General features: G+C 69.0%; 17 protein-coding genes. 14 read left to right on the top strand and 3 right to left on the bottom strand.

Annotated features, from left to right (window positions below; all coding sequences use genetic code 11):
- The first annotated feature begins 201 nt into the window (after window positions 1–201).
- Genes mltG through J7520_RS07335 form a run of 5 tightly spaced genes read left to right on the top strand, consistent with a single transcriptional unit; the run spans window position 202 to window position 4137 of the window.
- Window positions 202–1224: an endolytic transglycosylase MltG gene (gene mltG / locus J7520_RS07315; RefSeq protein WP_291186001.1), complete on the top strand. Its 1023-nt coding sequence runs from the start codon at window positions 202–204 to the stop codon at window positions 1222–1224.
- Window positions 1221–1871, top strand: a complete 651-nt coding sequence (tmk, locus tag J7520_RS07320) for a dTMP kinase (protein WP_291186004.1) — start codon at window positions 1221–1223, stop codon at window positions 1869–1871. The genes mltG and tmk overlap by 4 nt, the downstream gene beginning before the upstream one ends.
- Window positions 1868–2842 carry a DNA polymerase III subunit delta' gene (holB, locus tag J7520_RS07325; protein WP_291186007.1) on the top strand — a complete coding sequence of 325 codons (975 nt, stop codon included), beginning with the start codon at window positions 1868–1870 and terminating at the stop codon, window positions 2840–2842. Before tmk ends, holB begins: the two co-directional genes overlap by 4 nt.
- Before the next feature lie 3 nt (window positions 2843–2845).
- Window positions 2846–3211 (top strand): PilZ domain-containing protein, encoded by a 366-nt coding sequence (locus J7520_RS07330; protein WP_291186010.1) that lies wholly within the window; start codon window positions 2846–2848, stop codon window positions 3209–3211.
- Between the two features lie 2 nt (window positions 3212–3213).
- Window positions 3214–4137 (top strand): ketopantoate reductase family protein, encoded by a 924-nt coding sequence (locus tag J7520_RS07335; RefSeq protein WP_291186013.1) that lies wholly within the window; start codon window positions 3214–3216, stop codon window positions 4135–4137.
- A gap of 9 nt (window positions 4138–4146) precedes the next feature.
- On the opposite strand, the gene J7520_RS07340 is transcribed toward J7520_RS07335, so the two are convergent.
- The 3 genes from J7520_RS07340 to cysS form a co-directional block, all read right to left on the bottom strand.
- Window positions 4147–5892, bottom strand: coding sequence for a choice-of-anchor Q domain-containing protein (locus J7520_RS07340; protein WP_291186015.1), 1746 nt, complete (start codon window positions 5890–5892; stop codon window positions 4147–4149).
- Window positions 5893–5998: 106 nt separating this feature from the next.
- Window positions 5999–6451 (bottom strand): SufE family protein, encoded by a 453-nt coding sequence (locus J7520_RS07345; RefSeq protein WP_291186018.1) that lies wholly within the window; start codon window positions 6449–6451, stop codon window positions 5999–6001.
- Window positions 6435–7835: a cysteine--tRNA ligase gene (cysS, locus tag J7520_RS07350; protein WP_291186021.1), complete on the bottom strand. Its 1401-nt coding sequence runs from the start codon at window positions 7833–7835 to the stop codon at window positions 6435–6437. The genes J7520_RS07345 and cysS overlap by 17 nt, the downstream gene beginning before the upstream one ends.
- A 221-nt stretch (window positions 7836–8056) precedes the next feature.
- On the opposite strand from cysS, the gene J7520_RS07355 reads away from it, so the two are divergent.
- From J7520_RS07355 to argH, 9 genes are all read left to right on the top strand, one after another.
- Window positions 8057–8602 (top strand): glycine zipper 2TM domain-containing protein, encoded by a 546-nt coding sequence (locus tag J7520_RS07355; protein ID WP_291186023.1) that lies wholly within the window; start codon window positions 8057–8059, stop codon window positions 8600–8602.
- A gap of 4 nt (window positions 8603–8606) precedes the next feature.
- A complete protein-coding gene (locus tag J7520_RS07360; protein WP_291186026.1) occupies window positions 8607–8816 on the top strand; it encodes a hypothetical protein in 210 nt (69 codons plus the stop codon).
- 163 nt (window positions 8817–8979) lie between these two features.
- The gene (locus tag J7520_RS07365) at window positions 8980–10011 is read left to right on the top strand and encodes an N-acetylornithine carbamoyltransferase (protein WP_291186029.1); all 1032 of its coding nucleotides are present in this window, start codon (window positions 8980–8982) and stop codon (window positions 10009–10011) included.
- Window positions 10012–10086: 75 nt separating this feature from the next.
- Window positions 10087–11316 carry an argininosuccinate synthase gene (locus J7520_RS07370; RefSeq protein ID WP_291186032.1) on the top strand — a complete coding sequence of 410 codons (1230 nt, stop codon included), beginning with the start codon at window positions 10087–10089 and terminating at the stop codon, window positions 11314–11316.
- Window positions 11317–11449: 133 nt separating this feature from the next.
- Complete coding sequence (locus J7520_RS07375) at window positions 11450–12625, top strand: acetylornithine deacetylase (RefSeq protein ID WP_291186034.1); 1176 nt, start codon at window positions 11450–11452, stop codon at window positions 12623–12625.
- Entirely contained in the window at window positions 12622–13944 is a 1323-nt protein-coding gene (locus J7520_RS07380; protein ID WP_291186036.1) for an acetylglutamate kinase, read from the top strand. The genes J7520_RS07375 and J7520_RS07380 overlap by 4 nt, the downstream gene beginning before the upstream one ends.
- A 29-nt stretch (window positions 13945–13973) precedes the next feature.
- On the top strand, window positions 13974–14945 hold the full coding sequence (argC, locus tag J7520_RS07385) for an N-acetyl-gamma-glutamyl-phosphate reductase (RefSeq protein WP_291186038.1): 972 nt from the start codon (window positions 13974–13976) through the stop codon (window positions 14943–14945).
- A 50-nt stretch (window positions 14946–14995) separates the two neighbouring features.
- On the top strand, window positions 14996–16339 hold the full coding sequence (gene proS / locus J7520_RS07390) for a proline--tRNA ligase (protein WP_291186040.1): 1344 nt from the start codon (window positions 14996–14998) through the stop codon (window positions 16337–16339).
- On the top strand, window positions 16336–17634 hold the full coding sequence (gene argH / locus J7520_RS07395) for an argininosuccinate lyase (RefSeq protein WP_291186042.1): 1299 nt from the start codon (window positions 16336–16338) through the stop codon (window positions 17632–17634). Before proS ends, argH begins: the two co-directional genes overlap by 4 nt.
- Window positions 17635–17783: the final 149 nt, after the last annotated feature.

The following is a 17783-nucleotide window of genomic DNA, read 5'->3' on the forward strand; positions in this document are numbered from 1 at the left end:
AACGCTCCGCGGTGTCCGCGAGGAAGCGGCCGGTCGCGGGAGCGGCACTCGAACGCGGTTCGCGCCCGGCGATCGGAAAATCGCCGGGAAGACGGGTTTTCGCAGTTCCCCGATGGGTTGCGACACCGAATCCGGCTAAGCTGGCGCGTCATGCCGATCTCGACATTCCTTCCCGACAGACGCGCCGTTCGCGGCGGCGCGATGCTGTGGCTGCTGCTCGCGCTGGTCCTGCTCGGCCTCCTCGCCGCAGCAGCCGCGGTGGGCTGGTACGACTACCGCCGCTTCACCGATTCGCCGCTGCCGATCGCGCGCGCCGACGCGACCATCGACGTCGCCCGCGGCGCCAGCTATCGCGACATTCTCGCCCAGTTGCGGCGCGAGGGCCTGGCCGGCTCCGGTACGCTCGACGACCTGCGTTGGCGTGCGCTCGGCCGCGAACTCGGCGTCGCCGGCCGCCTGCACGCCGGCGAGTACGCCTTGCCGCAAGGGCTGACGCCGCGCGAGCTGCTGCGCCGCATGGAGGCGGGGCAGGTCGTGCAGCACCGCTTCACGATCATCGACGGCTGGACGTTCAAGCAGCTGCGCGTCGCCTTGGCGAACGAGACCGGCCTGGCGCAGACGCTGCCGACGCTGTCGGACGAGGACATCGCGAAGAAATTCGCCGTCGCCGAAGGCAATCCCGAAGGCTGGTTCCTGCCGGAAACCTATTCCTTCGTGAAGGGCGAAGCGGACGTCGACGTGCTCAACCGCGCGCATGCCGCGATGAAGAAGGCGCTGGACAAGGCCTGGGCCGGGCGCGACGCCGGCAGCGTGAAGCTCGACAGTCCGTACCAGGCGCTGATCCTGGCCTCGATCGTCGAGAAGGAAACCGGCCGTCCCGACGAGCGGCCGCTGATCGCCGGCGTGTTCCTGCGCAGGCTCCAATTCCGCATGCGCCTGCAGACCGATCCGACCGTGATCTACGGTCTCGGCGCGAGCTACGACGGCAACATCCGCAAGCGCGACCTCGAAACCGACACGCCGTACAACACCTACACGCGCGACGGCCTGCCGCCGACGCCGATCGCCTTGCCCGGCGTGCCGGCGCTGGAAGCGGCGATGCACCCGACGCCGGGAGACGCGTTGTACTTCGTCGCGCGCGGCGACGGCAGCCACGAATTCACGCCGACGCTCGACGAGCACAACCGCGCCGTGCAGAAGTACCAGTTGCGTCGAAATCCATGAACGCGCGGACTCGCCGAGGAACGTTGATCACGCTCGAAGGCGGCGAGGGCGCCGGCAAGAGCACGGTGCTCGCGGCGCTGCGCGCGCGCCTGGTCGAGCGCGGCATCGACGTGGTCGTCACGCGCGAGCCCGGCGGCACTCCGTTCGGCGAGGCGGTGCGCGCACTGGTGCTCGATCCGGCGCGCGGCGAACTATGCGCCGAGAGCGAGCTGCTGCTGATGTTCGCCGCGCGCGCGCAACACGTGCGCGAGGTGATCGAGCCGGCGCTCGCGGCCGGCCGCTGGGTGTTGTCCGACCGCTACACCGACGCGAGCTACGCCTACCAGGGCGGCGGCCGCGGCCAGCCGCTGGCGCGCATCGCCGAACTGGAAAGCTGGGCCGCGCCGATCAAGCCCGGACTGACCTTGCTGCTCGATCTGCCGGTCGCCGACGGTCTCGCGCGCGCCGGCGCGCGCAGCGAGGCCGATCGCATCGAGCGCGAGACGGAGGATTTCTTCGAGCGCGTACGCAACGCCTATCGCGCGCGCGCTGCCGCCGATCCGGAACGTTTCCGCGTGATCGATTCGAGCCAGCCGGTCGACGTCGTGCGCGTGGCGGCCTGTGCGGCGGTCGACGCCTTCGTCGATCGCGCCGGGGAATTCCGATGAGCTTGCAGCCGTGGCTCGGGGACAGCTGGCGCGTGCTCGCCGGTGCGCTCGCCGCGCAGCGCCTGCATCACGGCTTGCTGATCGTCGCGCCGGCCGGCTACGGCAAGCGCGCGCTGGCCGAGGCGTTCGCCGCCGCGGCGCTGTGCACGCAGCGCGACGCGGAAGGCCGGGCCTGCGGCCGCTGCCGCGGCTGCCAGCTGCTCGCCGCCGGCTCGCATCCGGATTTCGTGCGTGTCGCGCTCGAGCTGCGCGACGACGGCAAGACCCGTACCGAGATCACCGTCGACCAGATCCGCGCGCTGTCGCAGCGGCTGGCGATGTCGAGCCAGTTCGGCGGCTTGCAGATCGCGTTGATCGATCCGGCCGATCGCCTCAACGCCGCGGCGGCGAACGCGCTGCTGAAGACATTGGAAGAGCCGACGCCGGCGACGGTGATCGTGCTCGTCGCCGACGAGGCGGCACGCCTGCCGGCGACGATCCGCAGCCGCTGTCAGCGCATCGACGTGCGTCCGCCGTCGCGCGAGGAGGCGCTGGCGTGGCTGCACGCGCAGCGCGTCGACGCCGGGCGTGCGCAGGCCGCGCTGGAGGCGAGCCTCGGCAACCCCGGGCTGGCGCTGGAATGGCTCGCCGACGCGACGCTCGATCTGCGCGAAGGCTGCGCCGAGGATCTCGCCGCGCTGGCGCGCGGGCGGCGCACGGCTTACGAGATCGCCGAGCGCTGGACGGCCGATCGGCCGGAGTTACGCCTGTGGTTCGCCGCCGCGCTGGCGCGCGACGAAGCGAACCGCCTCGCACGTGGCGAAACCGGCGCGTTCGGCTTGACCGCACGCGGCGAAATCCCCAAGCTTGCCGCGTGGTTCGGCCGCGCGAATCGTGCGCGCGGCCTACTCGCGACGCCGCTGCGTCCGGAACTGGTCCTGCTGGACCTGTTGCGCACCTGGCCGATGCGGGCGAATCCGGGGAGAGGGTGAGAGATGGCGACACCGGCATCGAGCGGCGCACCGCGGCAGGGCATCCTGTCGCTGGCGATCAAGGACAAGGGCGCGCTGTTCAACGCCTACATGCCGTTCGTGCGCGGCGGCGGCCTGTTCGTGCCGACGACCAAGCGCTACAGCCTCGGCGACGAGGTCTTCATCCTGCTCTCGCTGATGGACGAGAAGGATCGCCTGCCGGTCGCCGGCAAGGTGGTCTGGATCACCCCGAGCGGCGCGCAAGGCAATCGCCTCGCCGGCATCGGCGTGCAGTTCAACGATTCCTCCGACGGCGACACTGCGCGCACCAAGATCGAATCCATCCTGGCCGGCATCCTGACCCAGGAACGGCCGACGCATACGATGTAATCATGCGCATCCTGATCCTCGGCGCGGGCGCGATCGGCGGCTACTTCGGCGCACGGCTGATCGAGGCCGGTGTCGACGTCACGTTTCTTGTCCGACCCGCGCGCGCGGCATTGCTCGCCGAACACGGCCTGCGCGTATTTTCCGCGCGCGGCGACGTCGCGCGGCCGGTCCGCGCGATCAGCGAGGTCGACGGCGCCTACGATCTCGTCCTGCTCTCCTGCAAGGCCTACGACCTCGATTCGGCGATCGCGGCGATCCGCCCGGCCGTCGGTGCCGGTTCGCTGGTGCTGCCGCTGTTGAACGGCCTGCGCCATCTGGACGCGCTCGACGCCGCGTTCGGCGCCGAGCGCGTGCTCGGCGGGCTCTGCCACATCTCGGTCACGCTAGAGGCGGACGGCGCGATCCGCCAGTTCGGCGCGCTCGAACGGCTGACGTACGGCCGCCGCCAGGCGGACCTCGCGATTCCGGCGGGGCTCGATGCCGCGTTGCGTTCGATCGGTCCGCAGGTCACGCGCAGCGACGCGGTGCTCGGCGCGATGTGGGACAAGTTCGCCTTCATCGCCGCGCTGGCCGGCGGCACCTGCCTGCTGCGCGGCGCGGTCGGCGAGATCGTCGCGACGGCGGAAGGCGCCGACCTCATGCGCCGCCTGCACGGCGAGTGCGCGGAAGTGGCCGCACGCAGCGGACATCCGCTCGGCGGCGAGGCGATCGACGCCGCGCTCGGTATCCTCGCCGCGCCCGGCTCGCCATTGAAGTCCTCGATGCTGCGCGACCTCGAACGCGGCGCGCGCACCGAAGGCGAGCACATCCTCGGCGATCTGCGCCGGCGTGCGATCGCGTTCGGTGTGGACACGCCGCTGCTGGCGGCAGCGCTGACGCACGTGCGCGTGTACGAGGCCGGGCGCGAGGCGAACCCCGCGGCGTGAGGCAAAAGTTCAGTCGAAGCCGTCGGCGAAGATCCCGTCGCTGAGCGGCTGGACCTCGTAAGCGCCGATGTCGGCGGCCTCGCCGTATTCGCGCAGATAGCCTTCGCCGCGCTGGTCGTACTCCGCCGTGTACGGATTGGCGCCGTGGTCGATCGCCGGGCTGCCGGCGAGCAGGGCGTGGGTCCACGTCGGGCCGCCGTTGTCGGCGAGGGGACCGAGCAGCGGATCGCCGGTCAGCGTGCCGGCCGGCAGGGCGACGTTCGCCGAGGCGATCAGGTTGCTCGCCCCTTCGATGGCGTGGACCGTCTCGATCTGCACCGGCGTGCCGGCGCCGAACGCCACGTTGGCGGCGACGAGGCTGCTGGTCAGGCTCAGCGCGTACGGGAACTGCGTGCCGTTGTCGGCGATGGCGGCGCCGAAGTCGGCGCGGTTCTCGGCGATGGTCGAATTGGTCAGCGTGAGCGCGCCGAAGTCGCGCGTGTACAGCGCGCCGCCTTTCAGGTTCGTACTGTTGCCGGAGATCGTCGAGTTGGCGATCAGCACCGGCACGCGCGCGACCGTGCCGAGACCGCCGCCGCCGCCACGCGTGTATTCGCCGGCCTCGCCGTCGCAGATCGCGGCGTTGCCGCTGATGGTCGAATTCACGATCGACGACGGCGCCGGCGCGGTGCGCGGCACCGACGCGATGTACACGCCGCCGCCGCTGATCGCGCTGAAATAGACGCCTTGCTCGCCGGCGCCGGTGCCCGGCGTTCCCTGCACGCGATTGCCTGAGACCGTGCTGCGATCCATGATCACCGTCATCGGCGAACCGACGCCGCCGCCCTTGGCGTAGGCGTCCTTCGCCGCGGTCACTTGTACGTCGACGCCGCTGACCGTGCTGCCGGTCAGCACCACGCCGTACATGCCGAACACGCCGCCGCCGAACACGCCGGCGTAGGCGGTGGTGGTGTGCGCGTCGACGTCGGCGCCGAGGACGCGCGTGTCGGTCAGGTACACCGCGCCGCCGGCGATCGCGCCGCCGACGATGGTCGCGGACAGATCGTCGGCCTGCGCCGAGGCGGTGGCGTCGCTGACGATGCTGTTGACCAGGGTCGTCGCGCCGGTCGCGTTGATCGCGGCGCCATGCACGCTCTTGCCGCTCGCGCTGCAATGGTTGACGACGCTGTTGCTGATAGTGACGTACTGCTCGGCCAGCACGCAGCCGCCGGCGGCCAGGCTGGCGTAGGTGCCCGGCCCGTCGTAGACGTAGGAACCGTTGCGCACGGTCAGGCCGTCGATGGTCAGCTTGCCGGCGCTGCCCATCAGCGCGATCGCGCGATCGTTGCCGCCGGCGTCGATGGCCAACTGATCGGCGCCGGGGCCGTTCAAGGTGAGGTAGTCCACGCCGCTGATCAGTGCGCCGCTGGTCAGACTGATCGTGCTGCAGCTGAGCGCCGTCAGGTCGATGACGTCGCCGGAGACCGCCTGGGTAAAGGCTTCGCGCAGCGAGCCGGGGCCGCTGTCGTCGCAATTGGACACGATGACGGTGCCGGCCGGCCGGTCGGGGGCTGTCGGCAGCGGGCCGTGGCGCAGCAGGAACTGCCGTTCGATCGCTGCGCGTTGTTCGCGCTGGACGGCGACGAACCGTTCCGCGTCGAACGCGCCTGCGGGTGCGGCGACAGCCGATGCGCCGGCCAAGCTGGCGCCGAGCGCGATCGCCAGTGCAGCGACGAGAGGAGTCTTGCGGGTGTGCTTGCTGCCGGTGAACGTCATGAGGGGATCCGCGCGAATCGAAGCCGATATTGCAGCAATCCGGCGGCGCCCGCGCTTGACGGTTTCATGATTTCGGCGTGACCAAGCGTGACTGAATTGCGTCGCCTCAGGCGGACGGGAGGTCGAGCGCCGCGCGCGCATGCTGCTTGACCGCCGCCAGCATCGAGGCGAGGCCGTTCGAGCGCGTCGGCGACAGATGCTTGGCGAGGCCGATTGCCTCGACGAAGCGCGGCTCGGTGGCCAGGATCTCGGTAGCCGCGCGGCCGGAGTAGACGCGCAGCAGCAGGGCGATCAGGCCGGAGACGATCGAGGAATCGCTGACCGCGCGGAAGTCGAGCCGCTTCGCGTCGCCCTCGGCGACCAGCCAGACCTGCGACTGGCAGCCCTGCACGCGGTTGGCCTCGGTCTTGTCGGCGTCGGTCAGCGGCGGCAGCTTGCGGCCGAGGTCGATCAGGTACTGGTAGCGCTCGGTCCAGTCGCCGAAGAACGCGAATTCCTCGGCGATCGCGGCTTGTGCCAGCTCGGCGCTGGCTTCGGCGGGGTCAGGCGGCGCGTTCATCGGATTTCACGAGCTTCCAGCGTGGGCCTTGCGGAGTGTCTTCGACCACGACGCCGATCGCCAGCAACTGGTCGCGCAGGCGATCGGCCTCGGCGAAGTTGCGCGCCTGCTTGGCCGCGGTGCGCTCGCCGACGAGGCGTTCGATTTCGGCGGTGTCCAGCTCGACGCCGACGGCCTGCTTGAACCAGGCTTCCGGGTCCTGTTGCAACAGGCCGAGCAGTTCGCCGCCGGCGAGCAGGGCGGCCTTGGCCGCGCCGCGCTCGGCTGGCGTCTTCGCCGCGCGCGCGGCATCGGCGAGCCTGGCCAGCACGGCGAACGCAGCCGGCGTGTTCAGGTCGTCGAGCAGGGCGGCCTCGACCTCGCCGGCGCCGGAGCCGGCGTCGGCCGCGGTCGGTACGTCGGCCAGGTCGCGCAGCAGGTTGTACCAGCCGTCCAGCGTCGCGCGCGCCTGTTGCAGGGTCGTGTCGGACCAGTCCAGCGGCTGCCGGTAGTGCGCCTTCAACAGCAGGAAGCGCAGCACCTCGGCCGGATGCTGTTCGAGCAGTTCGTGCAACACGAGCACGTTGCCGAGCGACTTCGACATCTTCTTGCCGTCGAAGGTGAGCATGCCGTTGTGCAGCCAGTAGCGCGCAAAGGTCTTGCCGCCGTGCGCGCAGGTGCTCTGCGCGATCTCGTTCTCGTGGTGCGGAAACATCAGATCGTTGCCGCCGGCGTGGATGTCGATCGTCTCGCCGAGGTGCTTCTCGGCCATCGCCGAGCACTCGATGTGCCAGCCCGGGCGGCCGCGGCCCCAGGGGCTGTCCCAGCCGGGCAGGTCGGGGGTGGACGGCTTCCACAGCACGAAATCGGCCGGGTTCTTCTTGTACGGCGCCACCTCGACGCGTGCGCCGGCGATCATATCCTCGGTCGAGCGGCCGGAGAGGCGGCCGTAGTCGCCGAAGGTGGCGACGTCGAACAGCACGTGCCCTTCCGCCGCGTAGGCGTGGCCGGAGGCGATCAGTCGCTCGCACATCGCGACGATCTCGCCGATGTGCGCGGTCGCGTGCGGGATCACGTCCGGCACGTCGGCGCCGAGCTTGGCCATGTCGTCGCGATACGCGTCGGTGTAGCGCGCGGTGATGCGGTCGATCGGTACGCCGGCTTCTTTCGCGGCGGCGTTGATCTTGTCGTCGACGTCGGTGATATTGCGGGCGTAGACGACGTTCGGATAGAGGCGCTTCAACAGGCGGGCGAGCAGGCCGAACACGACCGGCGGACGCGCGTTGCCGATGTGGACGTAGTTGTAGACGGTCGGGCCGCAGACGTACATCGTCACGCGGTTCGGATCGGCAGGAACGAAGTCTTCGGTGCGGCGGGTCAGGCTGTTGTGGAGTCGCAGTGGCATGGCTGGGCCTCGATCGGTCGTCGATGATAGCAGGGCGTTTCGGCGCCGCCGTCGACGGAAGGCGGTTTTCTGAATGTTAGGAATGGCTTAGGCGTGGGTTCAGCGATCGGCTGTTGTAATCGCGCCGGAAAACCTGATGGGCCCCTGCACAGTTGGACACCCAAACCGGCGACGACCGGTGGTGAAGACCCACACGAGAGAGCCTTTCGCTGGAGACGGTAATGAAGAAGATGGTGTTCGCCGCGATCGCGGTGGTCCTGGCGGGAACCCAGGTCCACGCGCAGGATCGCGGTTACGACCGAGGCGGTCCCGACGATTCGGACAATGTCAAGGTCGCCTGGGCTGACGTGCTGCGCGTCGATCCGATCTACGACCGGGTGGTCAGCTCGCCGCGCGAAGTCTGCGAGGACGTGCCGGTCGACCGCCGCGTCGACAACGGCGGCAACCGCGCAGCGGGTACCGTGCTCGGTGCGATCGTCGGCGGCGTGCTCGGCAATACGGTCGGCAAGGGTGACGGTCGCAAGGCAGCGACGGTCGCCGGAGCGGTCATCGGCGGTGCGGTCGGCAACAACGTGGCCAAGGGCGACGGCGGCTACTACGCCGACACCGAACGCCATTGCCGCATGATCGAGGACCGCAGCGACGAGCGTCGCGTGGTCGCCTACGACGTGCAGTACCGCTACCGCGGCGACGTCTACATGTCGCGACTGAACTACGATCCGGGTGACCGGTTGCGGGTGCGCGTCAGCGTCGCGCCGGCCGAGTAGGCGGTTGCGCACTTTTCTTGAAGACGACCGGGCCTGGCCCGGTCGTTTCGTTTGCGGCATTCGCGGCGACGTATTGCGCTGCATCACATTTGCCGTTAACGTTCGCCGCATGCAGAACGTCGCCCTCCAGCCGCAGATCGTCACCAGCGCCCGCATGGCCGCTGGCATGACTTCGCGCGCGCGCCGACCGGAAACCTTCACTTCCGCCGGGTAGGCTGTCGCACGTCTGCAATGTGATTCGACGACAAAACCCGGCCTTTGCGCCGGGTTTTTGTTTTGCGCGTTTTTGCGGCTCTCGATATACCGGTGTGCAAGTCCGTCCACGCAAGAAAAGCCGGCTTTTCCATGGCCGGAATCCCCACCAACGGCAGGCTTCGATGACGATTCGACATTTCCTCAGTACGCAAGACTGGACCCGCCCCGAACTGGATGCGCTGCTCGAGCAGGCCGCGGCGTTCAAGCGCGACAAGCTCGGCCGCCAGCTCCAGGGCCGGTCGATCGCGTTGCTGTTCTTCAATCCGTCGATGCGCACGCGCACGAGTTTCGAGCTCGGCGCGTTCCAGCTCGGCGGCCACGCGATCGTGCTGGCGCCCGGCAAGGACGCCTGGCCGATCGAATTCGATTTCGGCACGGTCATGGACGGCGACACCGAGGAGCACATCGCCGAGGTCGCGCGGGTGCTGTCGCGCTACGTCGATCTGATCGGCGTGCGCGCGTTCCCGAAGTTCCAGGATTGGTCGGTCGATCGCGAGGACCGCGTGATCCACGCGTTCGCGAAGTATTCGACCGTGCCGGTGATCAACATGGAGACGATCACGCACCCGATGCAGGAACTGGCGCACATCCAGGCCCTGCAGCAACATTTCGGCAGTGCCGATCTAAGTGGCAAGAAGTACGTCCTGACCTGGACCTACCACCCGCGCCCGCTCAACACCGCGGTGGCGAATTCCGCGTTGCAGATCGCCACGCGCTACGGCATGGACGTGACCTTGCTGTGCCCGACGCCGGAATACCTGCTCGACTCGCGCTACATGGATTTCGCGCGCGCCAATGTGGCCGAGAACGGCGGTTCGCTGACGATCAGCCATGATCCCGCGGACGCGTACCGCGGCGCGCAGGTCGTCTACGCGAAGAGCTGGGGCGCGCTGCCGTATTTCGGCCGCTGGGCCGACGAGAAACCGATCCGCGACGCGCACAAGCACTTCATCGTCGACGAAGCGAAGATGGCCCTGACCGACGGCGGCGTGTTCAGCCACTGCCTGCCGCTGCGCCGCAACGTCAAGGCGACCGACGCGGTGATGGATTCGCCGGCGTGCATCGCGATCGACGAGGCGGAGAATCGGTTGCATGTGCAGAAGGCGGTGATGGCTGCCCTGGCGGGCGGGTCAGCGGCGAGCGGTGAGCGGTGAGCGGTGAGCGGAAAAAGCAACTGCACGCCCACGGCCTCGACCTGATTTTTTCGACGAATCACAGGACTCCACTCAATGGCTACGCACTCCGACCGCTCACCGCTCGCCGCTCACCGCTCACAAGACATCGTCCTCGCCTTCTCCGGCGGCCTGGACACCAGCTTCTGCGTCCCGTACCTGAAGGAACGCGGCTGGGCCGTGCATACCGTGTTCGCCGATACCGGCGGCGTCGATGCGCAGGAGCGCGCCTACATCGAACAGCGCGCGCACGAACTCGGCGTCGCCTCGCATCGCACCGTCGACGGCGGTCCGGCGATCTGGAGCGGCTTCGTCAAGCCGTTCGTCTGGGCCGGCGAGGGGTACCAGGGCCAGTATCCGCTGCTCGTTTCCGATCGCTACCTGATCGTCGACGCGGCGCTCCAGCGCGCCGCCGAACTCGGCACGCGCGCGATCGCGCACGGCTGCACCGGCATGGGCAACGACCAGGTGCGCTTCGATCTCGCGGTGAAGGCGCAGGGCGACTACGAGATCGTCGCGCCGATCCGCGAGATCCAGAAGGAGCACACCGAAGTCCGCGCCTACGAGCAGAAATACCTCGAAGAACGCGGCTTCGGCGTGCGCGCGAAGCAGAAGAGCTACACCATCAACGAGAACCTGCTCGGCGTGACCATGTCCGGCGGCGAGATCGACCGCTGGCAGGCGCCGGGCGCCGGCGCGGTCGGCTGGTGCAAGCCGCGCGCGGAATGGCCGTCCGCGCCGTTGCGTCTGCGCCTCGGCTTCGCCGGCGGCGAAGCGGTCACGCTCGACGGCGAGAAGATCGAAGGTCACGTGTTGCTGGCCCGGCTCAACGAGCGACTGGCGCCCTACGGCGTCGGTCGTGGTCTCTACACCGGCGACACCACGATCGGCCTCAAGGGCCGCATCGTGTTCGAGGCGCCCGGGATGACCGCCTTGCTGGTCGCGCACCGCGCCTTGGAGGAAGCGGTGCTGACCAAGCAGCAGAACCGCTTCAAGCCCGAGATCGCGCGCAAATGGGTCGAGCTGGTCTACGAAGGCTTCTTCCACGACCCGCTGAAGACCGACCTCGAAGCGTTTCTGGCGTCGAGCCAGGCAATGGTCGCCGGCGAAGTCGTGCTGGAAACCGCCGGCGGCCGCATCGACGCGATCGCCGTCGAATCGCCGCACCTGCTCAACGCCAAAGGCGCGACCTACGCGCAGGCGGCCGACTGGGGCGTGGCTGAAGCGGAAGGCTTCATCAAGCTGTTCGGCATGAGCAGCACGTTGTGGGCCGAGGTGAATCGGTGAGCGGCCGGCAGTCGGAGGTGAGCGGTCAGCGGTCAGCGGTCAGCGGAACCAAAGGCCGCTCTCGCCGTGCGATGTCTTCCGCCTTTTCCGCTCACCGCTCACCGCTCACCGCTGACCCGATCGGGGCCTGCCTGTGAGCCCGCTGTTGGCCAGCACCCTGAGCCACCTGCGCGCGCTGGTCGCCTTCGACACGCGCAATCCGCCGCGCGCGATCGACGAGGGTGGCATCTTCGCGTACTTGCGCGATCAGCTCGCCGGCTTCGAGTGCACGACGACCGACCACGGCGCCGGCGCGGTCAGCCTGCTGGCGATCCGCGGCAAGCCGACCTTGCTGTTCAACGTGCACCTCGACACCGTGCCGGATTCGCCGCACTGGAGCGCGAGCCCGTTCGAGCTGCGCGTCGACGGCGACCGCGCCGTCGGCCTCGGGGCCTGCGACATCAAGGGCGCCGCTGCCGCTTTCGTCGCCGCCGCGAACGCGACGCAAGGCGACTGCGCCTTCCTGTTCACCAGCGACGAAGAAGCCAACGACGCCCGCTGCATCGCCGGCTTCCTGAGCGCCTTTCCGCGAATCGCGAATCGCGAATCGCGAATCCCGGCTTTCGACTCCGTCATCGTCGCCGAACCGACCCGCTGCGAAGCCGTGCTCGCGCACCGCGGCATCAGCTCGGTGCTGATGCGTTTCGCCGGTCGCGCGGGACACGCCTCCGGCGAACAGTCGGTGGCCGACAGCGCCTTGCACCAGGCGGTGCGCTGGAGCGCGCGCGCACTGGACCACGTCGACTCGCTGGCGCGGACGCGCTTCGGCGGTCTGACCGGGCTGCGCTTCAACATCGGCCGCATCGAAGGCGGCATCAAGGCGAACGTGATCGCGCCGACGGCCGAGCTGCGCTTCGGTTTCCGTCCGCTGCCGTCGATGGACAATGGCGAGTTGCTGGCGACGTTCCGCAGCTTCGCCGAACCCGCTGCGGTCGAGTTCACCGAGACCTTCCATGGCGGCTCGCTACCGTCCGGCGACGTCGCCGAGGCGGAGGCCAGGCGCCTCGCCGCGCGCGATCTCGCCGACGCGCTCGACATTCCGATCGGCAACGCGGTCGATTTCTGGACCGAGGCTGCACTGTTCTCGCAGGCCGGCTACACCACCTTGGTCTACGGGCCGGGCGACATCGCGCAGGCGCACACGGCCGACGAATGGGTCGCTCTGGAACAACTGCAACGCTACGCGGAAAGCATCCGAGGCATCGTCGAACAGGGCGGCAGAGGATTGCCGCTGCTCGATTCCCGCGCTCAGGAAGGAACGCACGAGTGAACGCCGAAACGCATCTGCAAGTCCGCCAGACCATCGTGCGCCTGCTGTCGAGCATGGCCAGCGCGCGCGAGATCGAGCAGTACCTGAAGCGCTTCTCGCAGCTCGACGCGAAGCGCTTCGCGGTGGTCAAGGTCGGCGGCGCGGTGCTGCGCGACGACCTCGACGCGCTGACCTCGTCGCTGGCGTTCCTGCAACAGGTCGGCCTGACGCCGATCGTGGTGCACGGCGCCGGCCCGCAGCTCGACGAGGAACTCGCCGCCGCCGGCATCGTCAAGCGCACCGTCGACGGACTGCGCGTGACTACGCCGGAAACGCTGGCGATCGTGCGGCGCGTGTTCCAGACGCAGAACCTCAATCTGGTCGAGGCGCTGCAGGAAGGCGACGCGCGCGCGACCTCGATCCTGTCCGGCGTGTTCGAGGCGGAATTCATCGACCGCGACGCGCTCGGCCTGGTCGGCCGCGTATCGCGCGTCAACCTCGCGCCGATCGAGGCGTCGCTGCGCGCGGGATCGATCCCGGTGATCGCCTCGCTCGGCGAAACCGGCGGCGGGCAGATCCTCAACATCAACGCCGACTTCGCCGCCAACGAACTGGTGCGCGTGCTGAAGCCCTACAAGATCATTTTTTTGACCGGCACCGGCGGCCTGCTCGACGCCGACGGCAAGGTCATCGACTCGATCAACCTCAGCACCGAGTACGAGCACCTGATCGCGCAGCCGTGGATCAATGGCGGCATGCGCGTGAAGATCGAGCAGATCAAGGAACTGCTCGACCACCTGCCGCTGTCCTCGTCGGTGTCGATCACCAAGCCGGACGAGCTGGCAAAGGAACTGTTCACGCACAAGGGTTCGGGCACGCTGGTGCGCCGCGGCGAACGGGTCGACGTGTACGAAGGCTGGGACGGCATCGACCGCGAGCGCCTGCGCGCGCTGATCGAGGCCGGATTCGGGCGCAAGCTGGTGCCGGACTACTTCGATCGCACGCAGCCGTACAAGGTCTATCTGAGCGAGAACTACCGCGCCGCGCTGATCCTGACGCGCGAGGAGGGCTACACCTATCTCGACAAGTTCGCGGTCGCCGACGACGCACAGGGCGAGGGTCTCGGCCGCGCCGCCTGGCAGGTCATGCGCGCGGACAATCCGCAGTTGTTCTGGCGCTCGCGCCATCACAACCTGATCAACCAGTTCTACTACGCCGAGTCGGACGGCTGCTACAAGGAGCCGCGCTGGAAGGTGTACTGGTACGGCCTGCGCGAGTTCGCCGACATCGAGCGTTGCGTCGCGCACTGCCGCACGCGTCCGGCGACGCTGTCGGATTGAGGCGCGACGATATCTCGTGGAGGAAACCCATGACTGAGAACAAGACCACGGTCGGCATCGTCGGCGCCCGCGGCCATACCGGCGCCGAGCTGATCCGGCTGATCGCGCGGCATCCGGCATTCGAACTCGCCTTCGTCTCCTCGCGCGAGCTGGACGGCCAGCGCGTGACCGATCACGTCGCCGAATTCGACGGCGAGCTGCGCTACGAGAATCTGTCGCACGAGGACGTGGCGAACAAGCGCGCCGACGCGGTCGTCCTCGCCTTGCCGAACGGAAAGGCCGCCGAGATCGTGGCGGCGATTGACGCAGTGGCGCCGGAGACGGTCGTCGTCGATCTTTCCGCCGACTACCGCTTCGACGATCGCTGGTACTACGGCCTGCCCGAACTCACGCGCGCACGCTACGCGGGACAGCGCCGCATCAGCAATCCCGGCTGCTACGCGACCGCGATGCAGCTGGCGATCGCGCCGCTGAAGGCCGATCTCGCCGCGCCGCCGGTCTGTTTCGGCGTATCGGGCTATTCCGGCGCCGGCACCACGCCGTCGGACAAGAACGATCCGGACAAGTTACGCGACAACCTGATGCCGTATTCGCTGGTCGACCACCTGCACGAGCGCGAGGTGACGCGCCAGCTCGGTCTGCCGGTCGAGTTCATGCCGCACGTCGCGCCGCATTTCCGCGGCATCACGATGACCGTGAACCTGTGGCTGCAGCAGGCCGCGAAGGCGGAGGCGCTGCGCGAGCGCTACCGCGAGTTCTACGCCGGCGAGCCGCTGGTGCGCATCGTCGACGAGGCGCCGTGGGTCAGCGCGATCGCCGGCAGGCACCACGCCGAAATCGGCGGCTTCGCGCTCGCGCCGGGCGGCAAGCGCGTGGTCGTCGTCGCGACCTTGGACAACCTGCTCAAGGGCGCGGCGACGCAGGCGTTGCAGAACCTCAACCGCGCGTTCGGCGTCGACGAGACGGCCGGCATCGAGGTGGGCGGCATTGAGCGACCGTGACGCTCGCGCGTCGCATCGCCGTCAGCCCTTTCTCGCCATCGAGGTATCCCATGCGCCTTTCCCGCTATTTCCTGCCCACCCTGAAGGACAACCCCGCCGAGGCGCAGATCGTCTCGCACCGCCTGATGCTGCGCGCCGGCCTGATCCGGCAGGAGGCCGCCGGCATCTACGCCTGGCTGCCGCTCGGCCTGCGCGTGCTGCGCAACATCGAGCGCATCGTGCGCGAGGAGATGGACCGCGCCGGCGCGCTGGAGCTGCTGATGCCGACCTTGCAGCTCGCCGACCTCTGGCGCGAGAGCGGTCGCTACGACGCCTACGGCCCGGAGATGCTGCGCATCCGCGACCGCCACGAGCGCGAGCTGCTGTACGGGCCGACCAACGAGGAGATGATCACCGAGATCTTCCGCGCCGGCGTGCGCTCGTACCGCGACCTGCCGCTGAACCTGTACCACCTGCAGTGGAAGTTCCGCGACGAGCAGCGTCCGCGCTTCGGCGTCATGCGCGGGCGCGAGTTCCTGATGAAGGACGGCTACTCGTTCGATCTCGACGAAGCCGGCGCGCGCCGCTCGTACAACCGCATGTTCGTGGCGTACCTGCGCACGTTCGCGCGCCTGGGCCTGCGCGCGATCCCGATGCGCGCCGAGACCGGCCCGATCGGCGGCGACCTCTCGCACGAGTTCATCGTGCTGGCCGAAACGGGCGAGTCGGAGGTGTACTGCGATCGCGCCTTGCTCGACCTGCCGGTGCCCGGCGCGGACACCGACTACGCGGGCGATCTCGAACCGGTGATCCGGCGCTGGACCGCGCCGTATGCGGCGACCTCGGACGTGCACGACGCGGCACGCTTCGACGGCGACGTGCCGGCCGAGCGCAGGCTGCACACGCGCGGCATCGAAGTCGGCCAGATCTTCTACTTCGGCACCAAGTACTCCGAGCCGATGCGCGCGGCGGTGACGCTGCCGGACGGTTCCTCGCGGCCGATCCACGGCGGCTCCTACGGCATCGGCGTTTCGCGCCTGACCGGCGCGATCATCGAGGCCAGCCACGACCAGCACGGCATCGTCTGGCCGGAGCCCGTGGCGCCGTTCGACGTCGGGCTGATCAACCTGAAGCCCGGCGACACCGCGGTCGAGGCGGCGTGCGACGCGTTGTACGCGAAGCTCGACGTCGCCGGGGTGCAGGTCCTGTACGACGACACCGACGAGCGCGCCGGCGCGAAGTTCGCCAACATGGATCTGATCGGCTTGCCGTGGCAGATCGCGATCGGTCCGCGCGGCCTCGCCGCCGGCCGGGTCGAACTCAAGCGCCGCGCCGGCGGCGAACGCATCGAGCTGGCACCGGACGACGCGGTCGCGCGGCTGGTCGACGCACGCACCTCGAGGACACGCGCATGAGCGACCTGCTCTGGCAGAAACAGGGAATCCACACCGACCAGCGCATCATGCGCTTCCTGGCCGGCGACGACGTGCTGCTCGATCGCGAGTTCTTCCTCTACGACGTCGAGGCGAGCAAGGCGCACGTAAGCGGGCTGGCGAACATCGGCCTGCTCGACGCGGACGAGGCGGTGGCGCTGGCGCGCGAGCTCGACGCGTTGGCGGACGACTTCCGCAGCGGAAGCTTCGTCCTCGACGAACGCTACGAGGACGGCCATTCCGCAATCGAGGCGCGTCTGACCGAACGGCTCGGCGACGCCGGCCGCAAGGTGCACACCGGCCGCAGCCGCAACGACCAGATCCTGGTGGCGACGCGGCTGTGGCTGAAGGCGCAGCTGCGGGAACTCCAGGCGCATTGCCGCGCCGCCGCCGAAGTCTGCCTCGACCGCGCCGCGCGCGAGGCGCTGCCGCTGCCAGGCTATACGCACCTGCAGCGCGCGGTGGTCTCCTCGACGGCGCTGTGGTTCGCCGGCTTCGCCGAAGGCTTCATCGACGACGCGCGCCGCGCGCGCGACACGCTGGCCTGGATCGACGCCAACCCGCTCGGCACCGCGGCCGGCTACGGCGTGAACCTGCCGCTCGACCGCGCGCACACCACGCAGGCGCTCGGTTTCGCGCGCCTGCAATTCAATCCGATCTACGCGCAGCTGTCGCGCGGCAAGTTCGAGATCGGCGCGCTGGAAGCGCTCGGCGCGGCCTTGCTCGACCTGCGCCGCCTGGCCTGGGACTTGTCGCTGTTCACCACGGCCGAATTCGGTTTCGTGCGCCTGCCGCCGGAATACACCACCGGCAGCTCGATCATGCCGAACAAGCGCAATCCGGACGTGATCGAACTGATGCGCGCGAGCTATTCCAGCGTTGCTGCGGCGCGCAGCGAGATCGAACACCTGCTGTCGCTGCCGTCCGGCTATCAGCGCGATCTGCAATTCTCCAAGGGCGCGATCTTCCATGGATTTCACCGTGGCCTGCCGGCGCTCGAACTGCTGCCCGACCTGCTTGCGCGGCTGGAATGGAATGCCGAGGCGATGCGCGCGGCGATCGAGCCGTCGATGTACGCGACCGACGTCGCGATCGAGCAGGCCGCCGCCGGCATGCCGTTCCGCGAGGCGTACCGGCGGGCGGCCGAGACGGCCGCGGAGGCCGGGCAGGGCAGGACGCCGGAGGCGAGTCTGGCGGCGCGCGTGTCGACGGGAGCGGCGGCCGACCTGCGTCTGGACGAGCTGCGTCTGCGTCTGCACGAACTGAGCAGCGCGTGAGAGCGCCGTCATCCCTGCGAAAGCGGGGAGCCGGCTCCCGCGCGACGCAAGAACACAACGGATTCCCGCCGTCGCGGGAATGACGAGAGTCGAGATTTTCCGGGTTTCCACGCATAGAACCGGTGAGCCGGAAAATCGAGTCGGAGAAA

Source organism: Dokdonella sp. (genome assembly GCF_017744955.1).
Classification (GTDB): Bacteria; Pseudomonadota; Gammaproteobacteria; order Xanthomonadales; family Rhodanobacteraceae; genus Dokdonella_A.